Below are 16,309 nucleotides of genomic sequence, written 5' to 3'. Positions count from 1 at the left end.
CCGGGGAGGCATCAAGAGATGATCAACCTTTCGCTTCAGGTTTTCTGTAACCGTATCGTTGCAGCCGATTGCATCACCGCCGAGGACGTCCAGATCCTGGCGCGCGAGATTCTCCCCGATGGCTTCGTGTGCCGCGACGAGGCCGACATGCTGATCGCCCTCGAGCGCATCGTCACCTTCGCGGATACGAGTTTCGGCGACTACCTCGTCGCGTCGGTGGTGAATTTCGCCGTCTGGGGCGAGCGCCCCACCGGCTACATCGATGCGGGCGTGGCCGCCTGGCTGGTGGGCAGCCTGCGCGCCGGCAGCGGCCCGACCCGTCTCGCCGCCCGCCTCGCCCGCGAGGTCGTGCGTGAGGCCCAGGCCAGCGACGAAGCCCTCATCGCCTTCGCGCTGGCAGCCAACCGCGCCACCGCCGAGAGCGACCGGATGCGCGAATTGCTGGCCGCCTAGGAGCCGCCAGCCCCTGATATTTCGCATTCAAAATCATATGGTGCATCGCACCGTGAGATTGTCGGTCGTGGCCGTGCATAAACAGGCCCCCGGCCTGGATCGATCAGCTTCCCGAAGCCGCATAACTGCTTTAACGGGAACCAGCTTGGGCGTTTGCAAGACGCCGCATGTTCCCTGACGGACCAGAGTGCGCGGAAAGATGTTCGACAAGATCCTGATCGCGAACCGTGGCGAAATCGCCTGTCGCATCATCAAGACCGCCCGGCGCATGGGCATCAAGACCGTGGCGGTCTACTCGGATGCCGACCGCGACGCCGTGCACGTCGCCATGGCCGACGAGGCCGTGCATATCGGTCCGGCCCCGGCGGCGCAGTCCTACCTGCTCATCGACAAGATCATCGACGCCTGCAAGCAGACCGGCGCCCAGGCCGTGCATCCGGGCTACGGCTTCCTGTCCGAGCGCGAATCCTTCCCGCGCGCGCTGGAAGCGGCCGGCATCGTCTTCATCGGCCCCAACCCCGCCGCCATCGCGGCGATGGGCGACAAGATCGAATCCAAGAAGGCGGCCTCGGCCGCGACGGTCTCCACCGTGCCGGGCTTCCTCGGCGTCATCGAGAGCCCCGAGCACGCGGTCACCATCGCGGACGAGATCGGCTATCCCGTCATGATCAAGGCCTCCGCCGGCGGCGGCGGCAAGGGCATGCGCATCGCCCATTCCTCCGGCGAGGTGGCGGAGGGCTTCGCCCGCGCCAAGTCCGAGGCCGCCTCGTCCTTCGGCGACGACCGCGTCTTCGTGGAGAAGTTCATCACCGACCCGCGCCACATCGAGATCCAGGTGATCGGCGACAAGCACGGCAACGTGATCTACCTCGGCGAACGCGAGTGCTCGATCCAGCGCCGCAACCAGAAGGTCATCGAGGAGGCGCCGTCGCCGCTCCTCGACGAGGCCACCCGCCGCAAGATGGGCGAGCAGGCCGTCGCGCTGGCGAAAGCCGTGAACTACGATTCCGCTGGCACCGTCGAGTTCGTGGCCGGCCAGGACAAGTCGTTCTACTTCCTCGAGATGAACACCCGCCTGCAGGTGGAGCATCCGGTCACCGAGATGATCACCGGCCTCGACCTCGTCGAGTTGATGATCCGGGTCGCGGCCGGCGAGGCCCTGCCGCTCGGCCAAGCAGACGTGAAGCTCAACGGCTGGGCCGTCGAGAGCCGGGTCTACGCCGAGGACCCGACCCGCAACTTCCTGCCCTCGATCGGGCGCCTCACCACCTACCGGCCGCCGGCCGAAGGCGAGTTCGGCGGCGCCATCGTCCGCAACGACACCGGCGTGGAGGAGGGCGGCGAGATCGCGATCCACTACGACCCGATGATCGCCAAGCTGGTCACCTGGGCCCCGACCCGGGCCGAGGCCATCGAATCCCAGGGCGAGGCGCTGGACGCCTTCGCCATCGAGGGCATCCGTCACAACATCCCGTTCCTCGCCGCCCTGATGGCGCATCCGCGCTGGCGCTCGGGCAACCTCTCCACCGGCTTCATCGCCGAGGAGTTCCCCGAGGGCTTCGTCGCCCCCGAGCCCAAGGGCGCGATCGCCCAGCGCATGGCGGCCGCGGCCGCGGCCATCGACCACAAGATGAACCAGCGCAAGCGCGGCATCTCGGGCCAGATGCGCGATCCGGCCCTGCTGCATTTCGAGCGCGACCGCGTCGTGGTCCTGGCGGGCGAATCCTACCCGGTTACCGTCGACGCCGTCGGCGGCACCCTGATCGTCACGGGCGCCGACGGCACCACCTGGCCGGTCTCCTCCGACTGGCGCCCGGGCGAGCCCGTCTGGCAGGGCGAGATCGGCGGGGCCCGCGTGGCGATGCAGGTCCGCGGCCTCCTCAACGGCGTCGCCCTCCAGCACGCCGGCGCCGCGGCCGAGGCCCGGGTCTACACCCAGCGCGAGGCGGCCCTCGCCGCCCTGATGCCGGTCAAGGAGGATGCCGGCTCCGGCAAGCAGGTGCTCTGCCCGATGCCCGGCCTCGTCAAGGCGATCTTGGTCAAGGAAGGCCAGGAGGTGAAGAACGGCGAACCCCTGGCCATCGTCGAGGCGATGAAGATGGAGAACGTGCTGCGGGCCGAGCGCGACGCCACCGTCGCCAAGATCGCCGCCAAGGAAGGCGACAGCCTCGCGGTCGACGCGGTCATCCTCGAATTCGCTTGACGCGCGGCCGGCCCCGGGCCGCGTCGCCTCCCGTCCCGGGACGCGGCGCGGCCCGGGCCGGACGTCCTGGACCCGGTCGATGCCCCTCTACTTCGCCTACGGTGCGAACATGGATGCCGGCGCCATGGCCGCGCGCTGCCCGCGCTCAACCTTGATCGGGCAGGGCCGCCTCAACCGGCACCGCTTCATCATCATGCGGGAGGGCTACGCCTCCGTGGTGCGCGACCCACGCGCGACCGTGCATGGTATACTGTGGGATCTCGCCCTCGGAGACGTCCCGGCCCTCGACCGCTACGAGGGCGTCGCCTCGGGCCTCTACATCAAGGCGATGCAGCCGGTCTCGGTGCCGGGCGGTTCGAAGCGGGCGCTGATCTATCTCGGCGGCACCAGCGCCACGGGGGCGCCCCGTCCGGGCTACCTCGAAGCCGTCCTCGCCGCGGCTGTCGCCGCGCAGTTGCCGGCTGCCTATCGCGCGGAATTACAGGCTTGGCAGCGCGGGCGCGCCGGTTGAGCCATGCTCCCCGGATGGTCTTCGATCGCCCCGGTCCGGCTTCGGGCTGTCGAAGACGAGGCAAGTCCGAACGGAGTCCTGCGCGCGCAGGTCCCTCTCCCTCGGCGGCGTGCCATCGCGTCTTCCGGACCGCCGCCGCCCAACGATGCTACGAAGGACAAGACTGCGATGCCCGAGATCCGAACCGTCGCGGTGATCATCCAGGGCCGGGTCCAGGGCGTCGGCTACCGGTTCTGGACGCGCGGCGAGGCGGATCGCCAAGGCCTCTCCGGGTTCGTCCGCAACCGCCCGGACGGGTCCGTCGAGGCCCTGTTCTCCGGAGCCCCCGACTCCGTGGCACGGATGCTGGACGCCTGCCGCCAGGGTCCGCCCGGTGCCCGCGTCACGGACATCGCCGTGACGGAGCCTGCGGTCGCACCGCCGCAGACCGGTTTCGCGATCCGCTGACGCTTCGTCCCGGGTGAGACACATCCGGCCCCCCTTCGTCTGGACAGGGCGTCGGCTTCCGCGCTAGCGCCCGGGCGGGGCGCCCGGCGATCGGTCGTCGAGAGACCGGACGCGATGCTGACCGCCGACTTCTCCTATCTCGACCTCGCGGCCCTCAGCTACTTCGTGGCCGCCTGGGCCGGCTACGGCATCGCGGTGGCGCGCATGCGCGGGCGCCGCACCAGCCTCAGCCAGATCATGAATGCGCAGCGGGCGGAGTGGACGCGCCAGCTCATCGGGCGCGACAACCGCGTGGTCGACACCACGATCAACGCCTCCCTCCAGAACGGGACGGCCTTCTTCGCCTCGACCTCGCTCATCGCCCTCGGCGGCGTCCTGACCCTGTCACGCTCGGGAGACGACGTCCTCACCCTGTTCGGTACGCTCCCCTTCGGCGCCATCGCCACGCGCTTGACCTGGGAGATCAAGGTGGCGGGCCTCGCGGTCGTCTTCGTCTACGCCTTCTTCAAGTTCTCCTGGGCCTACCGGCTGTTCAATTACGGCGCGATCCTCCTCGGCGCGGTGCCGCCGAAAGGTTCGGATGCGACGCCGGAGCAGATGCTCCGCGCAGCGCGCAAGGCGGCCGCGATGAACATTGCCGCCGGAAGCCACTTCGCGCGCGGCCAGCGCGCCTTCTTCTTCGCCCTAGCCTATCTCGGCTGGTTCGTGAGCCCCTGGCTCCTCATGCTGACCACCACCGCGGTGGTGCTGGTGATGTGGCGACGGCAATTCGCCTCGCGAATTCGCGCCGCCCTGCTGGCGGAAGACGACGGGACAGGGCAGGGATGGCAGCCATGACGATTCCCAAGAAGCCCACGCGCCAGCGCACCTCCTCCCCGAAGATCCCCGCCGCGAAGGCGCCCCCGAAGGTCGCGGCGAAGCCGGAATCGAAATCGACGGGTCGCCCCGAACGCAAGGGGCCGTCCGAAACGCTGATCGCGGAGACGATCCTGCGTCTTCTCGCGGCTCGCGAGGCCGGTAAGACCATCTGTCCGTCCGAGGTGGCCCGGGAACTCGGGGGACCGCAGCCGGAGGGCTGGAGCCCCCTGATGCAGCCCATCCGCCGGATCGCTGTGCGGATGACCAAGGCCGGCGAAGTCGCGATCCTGCGCAAGGGAAAGCCGGTTGAAGACCCGGACGATTTCCGCGGCGTCTATCGGCTCGGGGCCGCGGCCCCCGCGCCGGACGAGGCCTGAGGCGCCGGCAGCAGGGCATCGGTGTAGCCGCTGAGCCGATAGGCGACGAGGCCGAACCACTCCTTGGTCACGATGTCCAGGAGCGCCAACCCCTCGGACGCGAAGGCATTGACGTGCAGGACGTCTCGCCAACCGCCGGTGCGATAATCCACGGGATAGGCGGTGACGGCGAAGCCGGCCTCGCGGAAGCAGCCGATCGCCCGGGGCATGTGCCAGGCCGAGGTGACGAGAAGCCAGCGCTCCCCCGGCTGCGGCTTGACCATGTCGGCGGTGAAACGCGCGTTCTCGCGCGTGTTGCGCGAGCGATCCTCGAGGATCAGCCGGGTGCGCGGCAGCCCCATCGTGTCGGCGTAGCGACCGACGATCTCGGATTCCGAGGCCTTGCTGCCGCCGAGGCTGCCGCTTCCGCCGGTGAAGACGAGACGGCTCTGGGGATAGCGCCGGGCCAGATCCGCCATCGCGACCTGTCGCTCGGCCGCGTCGTTGAGAAGGAGTTGTCCCCGATCCGCCGAAAGCCGGGTCTCGATCGCACCGCCGAGAACGATGATCCCGGTGACCGGTGCACCATCGTCGACGAATGCGGGAAATCGCTCCTCGAGCGGCAGGGCGATGAGGACGGGCAGGGGTGACAGGCCGGCGACCAAAAGGAACATGGCCGCCAGGCCGCCGATCCAGAGCCCGCTCCGAAGCCATCCCCCTGTCGCCAATCCGATCCCCAGCAGCACGAGCAGGGCAAGGGCGTTCGACGGCGTCACGACGAAGTACAGCAGCTTCGACAAGGGAAAGAACATGCACGGGCAACCGGAGCGGGTGGGCAGGTGAGGCGTGATACCGCAACGGCCGCGGCCTTGTCCCGCGCGTTACCCGGTAGCGCGAACCAGCGCATCGGACAGAGGCGAACCGAGACATCGTCATGCCCACTCGCATAGACGATGGAGCTGACAAATCCGTCCCGGATCAGCCCTACGCAAGGACCACCGATTGCACTTGATCCGCGAACGGCTTAGGTTAATTTCATGGAGTGGGATAAATTCCCACGGGTAATATTGTCAATGCCACGCTTTTTCATCGACCTCCACGACGGAGCCAATTTCGTCAAGGACAAGGTCGGATTCGAATTGTCCGACGAGGATGCAGTGCGCACGAAGCTCGTGCGCATCATGGCCAAGATCGCGCAGGAATTCAGCGTCGAGACCGAGCGACAGGACTACTTGGCGATCGTGCGGGGCGAAGAGGCGCAGGTCCTGTTCCGGGCCCATCTCTCGCTCGATATCGAGCGGGTCGACGGCGCGGTCGAGGTCATTCCGGACGAAGCCTGACGACGTCCGACCGACGCGCGGTGATTTTCGTCCCAGCACGTCCTCCTCGGAAACCGATTTCTCGGTGGCGGTGGGAACTCGGACGATCGTCCTGCACCGGTATCGCGGAGCCGTCAGTGCCCCTGCGGCCCTACAGGAAGGCTTTCGGGGAGGGCGCCCGACGGCCTCACCGTCCGTAGATATCCTCGACGCGGATGATGTCGTCCTCGCCGGTGTAGGAGCCGACCTGCACCTCGATCAGTTCCAGGGGGATCTTGCCCGGGTTGGTCAGGCGGTGCATCGAGCCGATCGGCAGGTAGATCGCCTCGTTCTCGTGCACAAGCACCACCGAGTCGTTCAGTGTCACCTCCGCCGTGCCCTTGACGACGACCCAGTGCTCGGCCCGGTGGAAGTGCTTCTGCAAGGACAGCCGTCCGCCCGGCGTCACCATGATCCGCTTGACCTGGAAGCGCTCGCCGAGGTCGATCCGCTGGTACCAGCCCCAGGGCCGGTACATGCGCCGATGCGCGTCCGCCTCCGGGTGGCCCTGCGCGCGCAGGCGGGTGACGAGATCCTTGACCTCGCCCGATCGCGCCTTCGAGGTCACCAGCACGGCGTCGGGGGTCGTGACCACGACGACGTCGTCGAGCCCCACCACCGTCGTCAGGTGCTCGCCCTCGCTGTGGATCAGGCTGCCATGGGTGTCGATGGTCTCGACCCGGCCCCGGACGGCGTTGCCGTCGGCATCGTGCGCCAGCACGTCCCAGACCGCGTCCCAGGTGCCGACATCCGACCACGCAAAGGAGACCGGGCGCACGCCGGCATGCCGGGTCCGCTCCATCACGGCGTAGTCGATGGAGGTCTTGGGCGCCCGGCCGAAGGCCTCCGCGTCGAGGCGCACGAAGTCGAGGTCGGTCACGGCCGCATCGAGGGCCGCCCGGGTGGCCGCCAGGATCTCCGGGGCGTGGGCTTCGAGCTCGGCCAGCATCACGTCGGCGCGGAACAGGAAGTAGCCCGAGTTCCAGAGGGCGCCCTCCTCGATCAGCCGCAGGGCGCCGGCGTGATCGGGCTTCTCCACGAAGCGCTCGACCGCGTGGTTGCCCGCTCCGCCCGAAAGGGCTGCGCCGACGCGGATGTAGCCGTAGCCGGTGGCGGGGGCGGTCGGGGTGATCCCGAGGGTCATGATCGCCCCGGCCCGGGCGCCGGCGGCGGAGGCCCGGGCGGCGGCCACGAAGGCGGGGGTATCGCCGATGACGTGGTCGGCGGCCATGATCAGCACGACGCTCTCGGGGTCGCGCCGGGCTGCGTGCAGAGTAGCGACCGCCACCGCCGCGGCGGAGTCGCGCCGTTCGGGCTCGAGGATGATGTCGGCCTGGATGCCCGCCTGCTGCAGTTGCTCGGCGACGATGAAGCGGGCGTCGCTGCTGGTGAGCACGGTGGGGCGCGCGAACACGCCGGTATCGCCCAGGCGCTGGGCGGTGGCCTGGAAGGTCGAGGTCTTGGGGTCTACCAGCGGCGTGAACTGCTTGGGCATGCTCTCCCGCGAGGCCGGCCACAGGCGCGTGCCCGAACCGCCGCAGAGGATGATCGGGTGGATCAAAGCGTCGGCAGACTCGGACATTCTCGCGTTCGCCTCGTCGGGAGCTAAGCGCATCGAGCCGGCCGACCCGCCGCAATCCGCATTCCAACCTGATCGTCACCTAACAGGTTACACCACCCCCCACCAGTCCGGACGCGCCGGCGACGATGGCCACCTATCCGGTAACCTTAAGGCAGACATGGTTTTTTTGCTGTGGGGCGGACGCAAGCTAAAGCGTTGTAGAGACCCGGAAGCCGGGCTTCAGCGTCGCGGTTTCACCGGCTTGCGGGGCGCCGGCTGCGGTCGCCCGATCGGCTTGCGGGGCGTCTGCGCGGCCAGGGCCGCGCGTGCGATGTCCTGAGGACGCGGCGCTCCGCTCGCGATCCGCTTCAGGGCTTCCGCCATCTCTTCAATCATCTGGGCCGATTCACCCTCCAGGGTCTCCTCGGCCCTGATCCCGTTCAGTTCCGGGGCGATCTCCTCGGCCGCCTCGCGCAATTCATCGACGAGTTCGGCGGGCGACCAGCGGGGGTAGGACGTTTGCGGCATGCCGCATCATGCCAGGGCGCCCCGGCTCCGACAACGGCCGACGCTGCCGGTCGGGTGTCGGAATCGCGTAGGTCGCCCGCCGATCGGCGACCGAACACCCCGCTGCAGCGGCGGCTGGACGGGGTCTCTGCCTGCCATGGACCTCAGCGACCGCCCGGTCCCCCATTGGCGCTACCGTTGGGGAAGGCTTGCTCCGGCCGGCTCGCATTGCCCCCCGCGGCCGAGTTCGTGGTCACGGTATCGGCGCCCGTGGCCCCGTACGAGATGACCAGATCGCGGCTGTTGCCGGTGGTGTTGGGCTGGTTCTGGATAATGACGCCGCGACGGTCGTGCGGGGCCAGCACCCCCTGCGCCTGCACGGATGACGTCATCACGATCGCGAGCGCACCCGCGCTCAACAGGGGAGCGGACATCTTCATGGGAAAACCCCGAGGGTTAGATCTGACGCTTCAACCTGCATGGGCAGGGGGCTGTTCCTGTGACGAAGCCGCGCCCCCGGGCGGGGATCCATGCAGTGCGATCGCTTTCCCGCCCGGCGTGGGCGCACGCCGTACGCCGTACGCTGGCACGGTTCGGAGGCGGCAAGACGTCTGAGAACAACCGACCACAGAGCCGATCCGCGCATTCCGTTCGGCCAACGGCGGCGTCCGGAAGCACCGAGATGAAATCCGATGGGACCGGCCTCGTCTCCGCGCCGATCACCGGGGAGCCGGATGGCGAGCGGGGGGTCGGCATCACGACGGGCTGGGGCTGGGCGGGGCGGTTCCGCTCTGGGGCGGCGAGGTGGCAAAACTCACCCCCGGCATCACCCAGGGCGGCAGCGTCCGGGCCTCCACGCTGCCGAAGACCGTCGTCGCACGTCGAACGGTCGGATTTCGGGCGGGGAAGGCCTGCGCCCGCACCACGAGGCGGGCCGCCGGCCGGCGGCCCGAACGCCAACCTCAGTCCGGGATCTCGGCTGCGCGCGTCGGCTCGCGCTGCGGATTGCCGTTCTGTCGCTGCCGGAAGGCGTAGAGAGCGGGATAGGTCCGCAGGCGGGCCCGCATCAGTGAGCCCAGCGGGCGGTGCGCCGCCAGACTGTGTCCGGGGCGAAACGACATCACGTCGTTCATGAAGGTCCTGCGCGCCGCGCCCATGGCCTCCTGCCGGGGGAGCACGAGGCGGGCCACCGGCCGATACGGGCTCTCCGCCTCCGGCCACGGCACGGAGGCATCCTCCACCGGCATCGTCGCGAGGTCCGTACAGAGCTGAACCCGGATCTCGAAGGCGGCCTCCTGCTCTTGGAAATACGCCACGGTGGCGTCCCGGAAGACGTCCGGATTGCGGGTATCCAACGGGTCCCGGCTCAAGCCGTCCTGCCCGGACGAAACTGGTACGGCGACGATCTTGGCGATGTAGTCGCCGTAGCGCAGAGCGGCCTGCGAGTAGTAGCAGTCGGTCAGCGGATGGCGGGCCGAGTGGCCGAAGAAATCCAGGAGGGGACTGTCGCCGCCGGTCACGGCCTTCACCATACTGTTGAGGGCGCCTGCCGTCGCCGACACGGCCGCCTTCATCCCGTCGGGCACGCTTCCACCCGCGCCGGCCTCCAATCCCTTCATGGCACCGAGAAAGCTCGCGGCCGTGCCGTTGGGGAAGACCGGCCCCGTGGCGAGGACGAAATCCTGCGTGTCGGCGTCATGGTCCGGCAGTGTCTCGCCCTGCACACCGAACACCTTGATCGCCATGCCGCGGTGGGTGTGCACCTTGTCCGGCAGGTGTTCGCCCGGCCCCTGGGCAAGACGAACGGCAACTTCGTAGCCGCCCGGTTTCGCGAAGACGCCCTGACGCAACTCCGGTGGGAGATCGTCGCGCACCTGCAGCGTGCCCTTCAGGAAGGCCGACGCCTTGGCGTGGGATGCCCGGACCGCACGGTGTTCGCGCGCCTGGACCTTCTCGCTCGCGTGAGTCATCGCCGCGATGATCTTGGCGATCGTCGCGTCCTCGTCAGGCGCCCTCACTTCGATGCTGTCGCTGTAGCGCAGGGGTGGGCGGGTCTCGGCCATACCGAAGTCCTATCTGGGTGCGTGTCCAAGCGAACCTCGGCGCTCGGCCCGGGTTTCCGGCCGTGAAGCCGGGCCCGCCTCACAATCGCGGCACCCGATGTCTCCGGCACCCGCGGAAGGTCCGACGATGTCGAGCAGCCTGCCGGATGGGACCCCGACGCGGGGCCGGTCATGTCTTCCCGAGGAATCCCGGGAACACCCGAGGAGGCGCTGCGCTTCTCAGGTCGGAACGGTCCGACGGACGACGGAGGCTTCGAAGTCATGCCCAGGCACGCCCCCCTCATCGCAGGCGCGATCCTGATCGGCCTCGCGGGCTCCGCAGCGGCCGCGGACGGTTCGGGCAAGGCGGGTGAAAGGCCCCGGTCGGGGTCGGACGCCCCGGCGGGCTCCGAGACGACGAGCGTCGGAGCCGGCGGGCTGACCGGCTCCGGGGCGATCGAGGAGGGCAGCCACCGCGCCGGCCCAGATGCAGCCTCGAACAAGGAGCCCACGTCGTCGCGGCCCGGCGCCCCAGGGGCGCCGGCCGCCGGAACCACCCGATAGCGGGGATCCGGCGGCGAACGAGCCTACTGGCTCCGGCGTCCGAACGAGACGGCGTAGGCCTGGACCCGCGCGTCGATCAGGGGATCGTCCGAGACCTCGACGCCGTCCGTCAGCGCGTTCGGCATGAACAGCAGCGCCTTCTCGGCCTCTGCGCTGTCGGGCACGACCTTGGAGACGGTGAGGACGCCCAGGTCGACGATTCTCCGGTCCTCGGGCCAGGGCTTGGTGGCGTCGTTGGTCGGGTCGCCCGGCGCGGCGAGCTGCGCCTGAACGGTGAAGCGTGCCGGCTCCACCGCGATGCGGGGACCGATCTCAGCCATCAGGTAATCCGATTCGCGCTTGGCCGCGTCCTCGGGCGAGAGGATGTCCTCGCCCTGAACCGGCACGAAGCGGAAGCGGAACGGTTGGCGCTTGCCGTCCTTGTCGACGAAGACGAAGGCGTTCACGCCGTTATAGGTCTGTCGCGCCAGGCTTGACGGGGTCTTGGCCGTGCCGCCGGCCGTGGCTGCAGCCGGATGGGCGGTGGTGAACCGCTCGAGCGCGGTCGGGTGCGCCGCGTCCGGGCCGCTGTCGGCGACGGCCTGGAGCAGGTCGCGGAACGCCTCGCCGGTCGCGACCGGGAAGTACTTGAGCGCGTTCAGGACGACGTCCATCTCCGAGCCGTCCACGAGCTTGAACTTCAGCGACATCCCGTGCGGATTGGCGTTCTTCGAGCCGTCGGGGATCGTCGGCACGCCGGTCGCATCCGAGAACCGGATCGTCACCGGGACGGGCGGCCCCTGGAACAGCGACGCCTTGCTGATCCCCGCGGCCTCGGCCGAAGGGGTGAAGCTGCCTTCCGCCACCACGCCCTTGGCATGGTTGGCGCGCTTGCCCGGATGCGACCCGAACAGCTTGTTCATGACGTTGATGGTCTGCTCGGCTGTCGTCGCCTCCTCGGCGAAGACCGGCGTAACCGTGACGACAGCAAAGGCGACACCGGCCGCGAGGGTGTACTTGATGCTCGATGGACGCATGACGATCCTCAGGGGAGCGTCGACGCTAGACGCGTCGACCGGCTGGGCTTGGAGTCGTTCTTAAGCGCGAACGACGACGGTCGACAATGCCGGGATTGCTACGCGATCCGGACCCGGCCGGCCCATCACCATCGCGTCACGAAGACATGGTCTCGACAGGGGCCGAGCCCGCTGCCACCATCGGATTCCGGCCCGGGACCTCCACCCTTGTGTGGATCCCGCCCCCTGCAGGGCCGGTGCGTCGCGCCGGCGAGACGAACAGGTTCAGAATGCGTGTATCGGCCTCCCGCGCGGTGATCGTTCAACCCGGTGGCGGCTTCGACGCCGTCGGCTTCGGCGAGCGACCGGTTCCGGAACCCGGACCCGGCGAGATCACCGTCCGCCTGCGGGCGAGTTCTCTCAACTATCACGACTACGCCGTGGTGAGCGGCATGTGGGGCCCGAGCGAACCGCGCGTGCCGATGTCGGATGGGGCCGGTGAGGTCGAAGCCGTGGGTCCGGGGGTCGACGCCTTCGTGGTCGGCGACCGCGTGGTCAGCACCTTCTTTCCGACCTGGACGGAAGGCAGCCCCCAGGTCGAGGGATTCGCGACCGTGCCGGGCGACGGTATCGACGGGTATGCCCGCGAGCGCGTCACGGCCTCCGCGATGGCGTTCACCCACGCGCCGCGGGGATGGGACCATGCCGAGGCGGCGACCCTGACGACGGCCGCGCTCACGGCTTGGCGGGCCCTGCACGGGGATGCGGGCCTGAAGAGCGGCGACGTCGTCCTGGTTCAGGGCACCGGAGGCGTCTCGCTCTTCGCCCTGCAATTCGCCAAGGCCGCCGGCGCCACCGTGGTCGCCACCTCGTCGAGCGCGGAGAAGCTCGAGCGCCTGCGCGCCCTGGGGGCGGACCACGTCCTGAATTACCGGTCCGACACCAGCTGGGGTGAAACGGCCCGACGCCTGACCGACGGGCGCGGAGTCGACCACGTCCTCGACGTCGGTGGTCCGGCGACCCTGGAGCAGTCGATGGCCGCCGTGCGGGTGGGCGGGCACATCTCGGTGATCGGCATCCTGACCGGTGTCGCCGGCCCACTCCCCCTGGTGCCGGCCCTGCTTCGGCAGATCCGCCTCCAGGGCGTGCTCGTCGGCAGTCGACGCCAGCAGATCGAGATGGTCCAGGGCATCGAGGCCTGCGGGCTGCGTCCGATCGTCGACCGCCGCTATCCCCTGGCGGATCTCGTCGCGGCGTTCCGGCACCAGGAAAGCAACCGGCACTTCGGCAAGATCTGTATCGAGATCTGATCCGCCGCCGCGCGCCTCAGCCGACCCGGAACAGGAGGGCGACGGCCGCCACGGCTATGACCGCGAAGGTCGCGAGGATCCCGCCCCCGCGGCAGGCGAATTGGCGTGGCGAATTCTTCGGGGCAAACATCCCGAACGGGTGCAGCACCCGCGCCACCAGCAAAGCGATCAGGAGGCTGCGGACCAGGGTCGGGCTCCCCCCGCCCGCTTCCAGCAGAGCGACGAGGATCAGCGCCAGCGGCACGTACTCCCCGAAATTGCCCTGCGCGCGGATGCGCTTCTCCAGGTCCGGATTCCCACCGTCCCCATGAAGGACGTCCGCCGACAGGCGGCCCGCAACGACCCAGGACGAGAGGCCGACATAGAGAAGGGCGAACGCGGCCGCGTAGAAAGCCGTGAGGGCAGGATAGATCACGGGGTCACTCCGGTAGGGCGGATCTCGATGGCGTGCGCGGACAGGGTCGACGGCAGGACGTTTGAATCCAAGCTCAGCGGGGACCCTGGGCGGTGCGGCTCGGATCGTCGGCCGGGTCGATGTAGTTCAGACCGAAGGGGCCGGTCCCGTTGACCTGCAGTTCCACGGGCTCGCTCGTAGTCCAAAGGGCGTGCGGCATGTCCTGCGGCAGGTAGACGAAGCCGCCGGCGCGCAGCGGTTTGCCGGCGCTCTTGTCCAGCGTCGCACCGTGCTGATGGTAGATGGAGCCGGCCAGGATGGTCAGCGTTTCGGCCTGCGCATGCGTGTGCGGGGCGATCACGGTCTCGGCGGGAAACTTGATGCGAAGTACGAAGGGCCCGGGCTTGGCCGGATCACCCGCCACCCGGCTGATCTGCGTGCCCTTGGGCAGGTTCGCCGGACCGGCCTCGTAGACCACGCTGGCCGCGTCCGGAACGGTGACGCGGCCATGCTCCGCGTGGTCGCCCGCCGCCGCGACGGCCGTGCCCGCAACGGGGATCACCAGCAATGCGGCGGCGAGGGTTCGTGCGAGCGGGCTCATGGATGTCCTTGCTGCGAGAAGCGGGAGGAGGCGGTCTTGGGAAGACACCGGCCAATCCTCAGTGCCCGGCGCCGGGCTCATGGATGGGACATCCATTGAAGCGCTGGCGAAACTCGGCCGAGTGCTTGTAGGGGGCGTTGCGGGCGCGATTGATGTTGCCAAGGGGCTGATGGGCGGCGAGGCCCGTCCAGATGCTGAAGCGCATCCCTTCGTCGACCGCCTGGACGCGCGACGGATCCCAGCTGTCCTGCGGCCGGACGGTGATCAGCCCGACGCGCTGGAACGGAGCTTCCACCTCGTCCCACTCCACCGTCGGATCCTCGACGGGCTGGCGCGCGAGGTCGCGGCAGAGCTGGACGCGGAACTCCCAGACGCCCTCGATGCCGCGCATCTCGGACTGCACCGTCTCGCGGATCGCATTGGGACGACCGGACGCGTCGATCTCGTTCCCGGTCAGCGCGGTGAGCGCCGGGGCAACCGGAGCGACCGAGAACTTGGCGATGTAGTCGCCGTACCGGAACGGCGTGACGCTGTAGTAGGTCTCGCCGAGCGGGTCGACGTTGGGTGCGCCGCCGAGGGACGCCAGCGTCGTGCTCTCGACGCCCACGGCCTGAAGCGCCTTGTTGACGCCCCGCAGCACCGTCGAGGCCGCGACCTTCAGGCCCTCGGCCCGGTCGGTGGTGCCGGCCAACAGCTTCAGGCTGCCGAGGAACTTCTGGGCGCTCGGGGCCTGAAAGACCTTGCCGTTGACCATGATGAAGTTCTGGGTGGCGCCGTCGGCGCCGGCCAGGCGCTCGCCCTCGACGTCGAGCACCTTCAGCGCGAGACCCCGCGGCAGCGAGACGGCGTCGGGGAGGATATCGCCCGCGTTGGTGGACAGGCGCATGAAGACCTTGTGCGTCCCGGGGCGGGCGAACAGGCCCTGGGCGAGTTCTGCGGGCAGGGCGTCATCGATGCGGAGCTCGCCCTCCAGGATGCCGTGCGACTTGGCATGCACCGAACGCACCGCATGTCCGGAATCCTCGGCCACGGTCTGCAGGATCTTGTCGAAGGTCTGGTTGAGCTGCGCGATGGTCTCGTTCTCATCGGACGTCACCGTCTCGACATCGGGACTGTAGCGAACGGGGGCTTGCAAGGTCAGGAACTCCGGTCGGGATCGGCTTGCAGATGAACGGACCGGTCCGGTCTCCGTTCCGGGTTGGTCCCCTTCAACGCTCCGTGAACGCGCCGCCGAGGCGGCGTCAGGCGCCGATCCCGCCGGTCTCACGTGGGATGGCGGTGGTCCCAGAACCCGAACCGCCCGCGGAAGCCGGATCCCTCCGGTTCACGGTCTCGCGGAGGCTTCGGGGGAGACAGGCCCGGTCCAAATCGAGCGATCGCCGTTCTCGATCCCGGCTGCGGGTCCGACCCGGACGCCGTCCTGCCTCCGGCTCAGCGCGGCGCGTGGATGTCCTCACGGCTGCGAAGGAGACCGGGCGGAAGCCCGGGTCGCAGGTCGGCGGCCATCGCCCATTCCCAGAGTGCGCGGTCCAGATCCTGAAGGGTGACGCCGAAGCTTCGGGAGAGGTCACGGCAGAACGCGAGGTAGCGGAGGTAGAGGTCGAGCGGCAGAGACGCCTTCGCACCGATCTCGAGCGGTCCGCAGCCGAGGGCCTTGAGGCCCCGAGGGTCGATGACGGCGTAATGGTCCGGACGGATCGCGGCCAGGATCGCCGACGCAACGGGCACGGCCACGCCAGAGAGACCGGTGAGGACCGACACGGCCACCCGCGGGGTCGTGGCGAGCAGCGCCGTCCGCAGGGCGTCGGCGACCTCCTCGTCGCTGTTCCTCTGTTGACGACTCCGGCCACGGTCGCTGACCTTCCAGGTCAGGATCGGGGCGAGGTTCTCACGCGTGCAGGCGCCGTGCCGGATGCGCGCGCCGGCGGCGAGGGCCGCCCGCTCCTTCGCGTCGATCCGATAGGCTGCTGCGAGGCGTGGAATCTCCAAGGGTGAGAATTACAGGCGGAGCGGTATTGCGGCGTCGCGCTCCGGGCGCGACCGTCCTATGGCACGCGTCGCTCGGAGCGCGAGGGCCAAGATCAGGTCTACGATCTGGAGGACACGGCGTCGCGGCGCCCAAGGGCCAACTCGCGAGCGGCTGAAACCG

Annotated in this window: 18 protein-coding genes and 1 pseudogene; 9 read left to right on the top strand and 10 right to left on the bottom strand. The window is 69.2% G+C overall.

Features of this window, described 5'->3' with window-relative positions:
* The first annotated feature begins 18 nt into the window (after window positions 1-18).
* From AC6EUL_RS15990 to AC6EUL_RS15965, 6 genes are all read left to right on the top strand, one after another.
* The gene (locus AC6EUL_RS15990) at window positions 19-453 is read left to right on the top strand and encodes a hypothetical protein (RefSeq protein ID WP_499871237.1); all 435 of its coding nucleotides are present in this window, start codon (window positions 19-21) and stop codon (window positions 451-453) included.
* 199 nt (window positions 454-652) lie between these two features.
* Window positions 653-2,656 carry an acetyl-CoA carboxylase biotin carboxylase subunit gene (locus AC6EUL_RS15985; protein ID WP_056272398.1) on the top strand — a complete coding sequence of 668 codons (2,004 nt, stop codon included), beginning with the start codon at window positions 653-655 and terminating at the stop codon, window positions 2,654-2,656.
* Between the two features lie 79 nt (window positions 2,657-2,735).
* Window positions 2,736-3,167 carry a gamma-glutamylcyclotransferase family protein gene (locus AC6EUL_RS15980; protein WP_056272395.1) on the top strand — a complete coding sequence of 144 codons (432 nt, stop codon included), beginning with the start codon at window positions 2,736-2,738 and terminating at the stop codon, window positions 3,165-3,167.
* 168 nt (window positions 3,168-3,335) lie between these two features.
* Complete coding sequence (locus AC6EUL_RS15975; RefSeq protein ID WP_499871235.1) at window positions 3,336-3,614, top strand: acylphosphatase; 279 nt, start codon at window positions 3,336-3,338, stop codon at window positions 3,612-3,614.
* Window positions 3,615-3,728: 114 nt separating this feature from the next.
* Complete coding sequence (locus AC6EUL_RS15970; protein WP_055953252.1) at window positions 3,729-4,451, top strand: DUF599 domain-containing protein; 723 nt, start codon at window positions 3,729-3,731, stop codon at window positions 4,449-4,451.
* Window positions 4,452-4,585: 134 nt separating this feature from the next.
* On the top strand, window positions 4,586-4,849 hold the full coding sequence (locus tag AC6EUL_RS15965) for a DUF3253 domain-containing protein (protein ID WP_056273630.1): 264 nt from the start codon (window positions 4,586-4,588) through the stop codon (window positions 4,847-4,849).
* Here AC6EUL_RS15965 and AC6EUL_RS15960 read toward each other — a convergent pair.
* Window positions 4,807-5,640, bottom strand: a complete 834-nt coding sequence (locus AC6EUL_RS15960) for a YdcF family protein (protein WP_499871232.1) — start codon at window positions 5,638-5,640, stop codon at window positions 4,807-4,809. The genes AC6EUL_RS15965 and AC6EUL_RS15960 overlap by 43 nt on opposite strands.
* A 261-nt stretch (window positions 5,641-5,901) precedes the next feature.
* Between AC6EUL_RS15960 and AC6EUL_RS15955 the strand changes: the two genes are divergently transcribed.
* On the top strand, window positions 5,902-6,168 hold the full coding sequence (locus AC6EUL_RS15955; protein WP_056211408.1) for a DUF6894 family protein: 267 nt from the start codon (window positions 5,902-5,904) through the stop codon (window positions 6,166-6,168).
* Window positions 6,169-6,334: 166 nt separating this feature from the next.
* Here the strand turns inward: AC6EUL_RS15955 and AC6EUL_RS15950 are convergent, their stop codons facing one another.
* From AC6EUL_RS15950 to AC6EUL_RS15940, 3 genes are all read right to left on the bottom strand, one after another.
* A complete protein-coding gene (locus AC6EUL_RS15950) occupies window positions 6,335-7,768 on the bottom strand; it encodes a mannose-1-phosphate guanylyltransferase/mannose-6-phosphate isomerase (protein ID WP_499871230.1) in 1,434 nt (477 codons plus the stop codon).
* Window positions 7,769-7,987: 219 nt separating this feature from the next.
* Complete coding sequence (locus tag AC6EUL_RS15945) at window positions 7,988-8,275, bottom strand: hypothetical protein (protein ID WP_056272387.1); 288 nt, start codon at window positions 8,273-8,275, stop codon at window positions 7,988-7,990.
* 143 nt (window positions 8,276-8,418) lie between these two features.
* On the bottom strand, window positions 8,419-8,694 hold the full coding sequence (locus tag AC6EUL_RS15940) for a hypothetical protein (protein WP_156647988.1): 276 nt from the start codon (window positions 8,692-8,694) through the stop codon (window positions 8,419-8,421).
* Window positions 8,695-8,948: 254 nt separating this feature from the next.
* On the opposite strand from AC6EUL_RS15940, the pseudogene AC6EUL_RS15935 reads away from it, so the two are divergent.
* A pseudogene (locus AC6EUL_RS15935) lies at window positions 8,949-9,136 on the top strand (PQQ-dependent dehydrogenase, methanol/ethanol family); the annotation flags it as partial.
* 80 nt (window positions 9,137-9,216) lie between these two features.
* Here AC6EUL_RS15935 and AC6EUL_RS15930 read toward each other — a convergent pair.
* Both AC6EUL_RS15930 and AC6EUL_RS15925 read right to left on the bottom strand, forming a co-directional pair.
* The gene (locus tag AC6EUL_RS15930) at window positions 9,217-10,317 is read right to left on the bottom strand and encodes a catalase family protein (RefSeq protein ID WP_499871228.1); all 1,101 of its coding nucleotides are present in this window, start codon (window positions 10,315-10,317) and stop codon (window positions 9,217-9,219) included.
* A gap of 566 nt (window positions 10,318-10,883) precedes the next feature.
* Window positions 10,884-11,876 (bottom strand): catalase family peroxidase, encoded by a 993-nt coding sequence (locus tag AC6EUL_RS15925; RefSeq protein ID WP_499871226.1) that lies wholly within the window; start codon window positions 11,874-11,876, stop codon window positions 10,884-10,886.
* A 269-nt stretch (window positions 11,877-12,145) separates the two neighbouring features.
* Between AC6EUL_RS15925 and AC6EUL_RS15920 the strand changes: the two genes are divergently transcribed.
* The gene (locus tag AC6EUL_RS15920; RefSeq protein WP_499871224.1) at window positions 12,146-13,165 is read left to right on the top strand and encodes a zinc-dependent alcohol dehydrogenase family protein; all 1,020 of its coding nucleotides are present in this window, start codon (window positions 12,146-12,148) and stop codon (window positions 13,163-13,165) included.
* Window positions 13,166-13,181: 16 nt separating this feature from the next.
* On the opposite strand, the gene AC6EUL_RS15915 is transcribed toward AC6EUL_RS15920, so the two are convergent.
* From AC6EUL_RS15915 to AC6EUL_RS15900, 4 genes are all read right to left on the bottom strand, one after another.
* On the bottom strand, window positions 13,182-13,580 hold the full coding sequence (locus tag AC6EUL_RS15915; RefSeq protein ID WP_499871222.1) for an MAPEG family protein: 399 nt from the start codon (window positions 13,578-13,580) through the stop codon (window positions 13,182-13,184).
* A 73-nt stretch (window positions 13,581-13,653) separates the two neighbouring features.
* Window positions 13,654-14,160: a cupin domain-containing protein gene (locus tag AC6EUL_RS15910; protein WP_499871220.1), complete on the bottom strand. Its 507-nt coding sequence runs from the start codon at window positions 14,158-14,160 to the stop codon at window positions 13,654-13,656.
* Window positions 14,161-14,218: 58 nt separating this feature from the next.
* The gene (locus AC6EUL_RS15905; RefSeq protein WP_056354276.1) at window positions 14,219-15,295 is read right to left on the bottom strand and encodes a catalase family protein; all 1,077 of its coding nucleotides are present in this window, start codon (window positions 15,293-15,295) and stop codon (window positions 14,219-14,221) included.
* Window positions 15,296-15,591: 296 nt separating this feature from the next.
* Window positions 15,592-16,149, bottom strand: coding sequence for a hypothetical protein (locus AC6EUL_RS15900; protein WP_499871218.1), 558 nt, complete (start codon window positions 16,147-16,149; stop codon window positions 15,592-15,594).
* Between the last annotated feature and the right edge of the window lie 160 nt (window positions 16,150-16,309).

This window comes from Methylobacterium sp. 001424705, from assembly GCF_059816145.1.
The sequence above is the reverse complement of the archived record's forward strand: the minus strand, read 5'-3'. Positions and strand labels throughout refer to the sequence as shown.

Excerpts from the sequence above, each read along its gene's own strand:
- AC6EUL_RS15940 (WP_156647988.1), bottom strand. The coding sequence starts at position 8,694 with ATGAAGATGTCCGCTCCCCTGTTGAGCGCGGGTGCGCTCGCGATCGTG.
- AC6EUL_RS15975 (WP_499871235.1), top strand. The coding sequence starts at position 3,336 with ATGCCCGAGATCCGAACCGTCGCGGTGATCATCCAGGGCCGGGTCCAG.
- AC6EUL_RS15970 (WP_055953252.1), top strand. The coding sequence starts at position 3,729 with ATGCTGACCGCCGACTTCTCCTATCTCGACCTCGCGGCCCTCAGCTAC.
- AC6EUL_RS15910 (WP_499871220.1), bottom strand. The coding sequence starts at position 14,160 with ATGAGCCCGCTCGCACGAACCCTCGCCGCCGCATTGCTGGTGATCCCC.
- AC6EUL_RS15990 (WP_499871237.1), top strand. The coding sequence starts at position 19 with ATGATCAACCTTTCGCTTCAGGTTTTCTGTAACCGTATCGTTGCAGCC.
- AC6EUL_RS15980 (WP_056272395.1), top strand. The coding sequence starts at position 2,736 with ATGCCCCTCTACTTCGCCTACGGTGCGAACATGGATGCCGGCGCCATG.
- AC6EUL_RS15920 (WP_499871224.1), top strand. The coding sequence starts at position 12,146 with ATGCGTGTATCGGCCTCCCGCGCGGTGATCGTTCAACCCGGTGGCGGC.
- AC6EUL_RS15945 (WP_056272387.1), bottom strand. The coding sequence starts at position 8,275 with ATGCCGCAAACGTCCTACCCCCGCTGGTCGCCCGCCGAACTCGTCGAT.
- AC6EUL_RS15955 (WP_056211408.1), top strand. The coding sequence starts at position 5,902 with ATGCCACGCTTTTTCATCGACCTCCACGACGGAGCCAATTTCGTCAAG.
- AC6EUL_RS15960 (WP_499871232.1), bottom strand. The coding sequence starts at position 5,640 with ATGTTCTTTCCCTTGTCGAAGCTGCTGTACTTCGTCGTGACGCCGTCG.
- AC6EUL_RS15950 (WP_499871230.1), bottom strand. The coding sequence starts at position 7,768 with ATGTCCGAGTCTGCCGACGCTTTGATCCACCCGATCATCCTCTGCGGC.
- AC6EUL_RS15925 (WP_499871226.1), bottom strand. The coding sequence starts at position 11,876 with ATGCGTCCATCGAGCATCAAGTACACCCTCGCGGCCGGTGTCGCCTTT.
- AC6EUL_RS15985 (WP_056272398.1), top strand. The coding sequence starts at position 653 with ATGTTCGACAAGATCCTGATCGCGAACCGTGGCGAAATCGCCTGTCGC.
- AC6EUL_RS15930 (WP_499871228.1), bottom strand. The coding sequence starts at position 10,317 with ATGGCCGAGACCCGCCCACCCCTGCGCTACAGCGACAGCATCGAAGTG.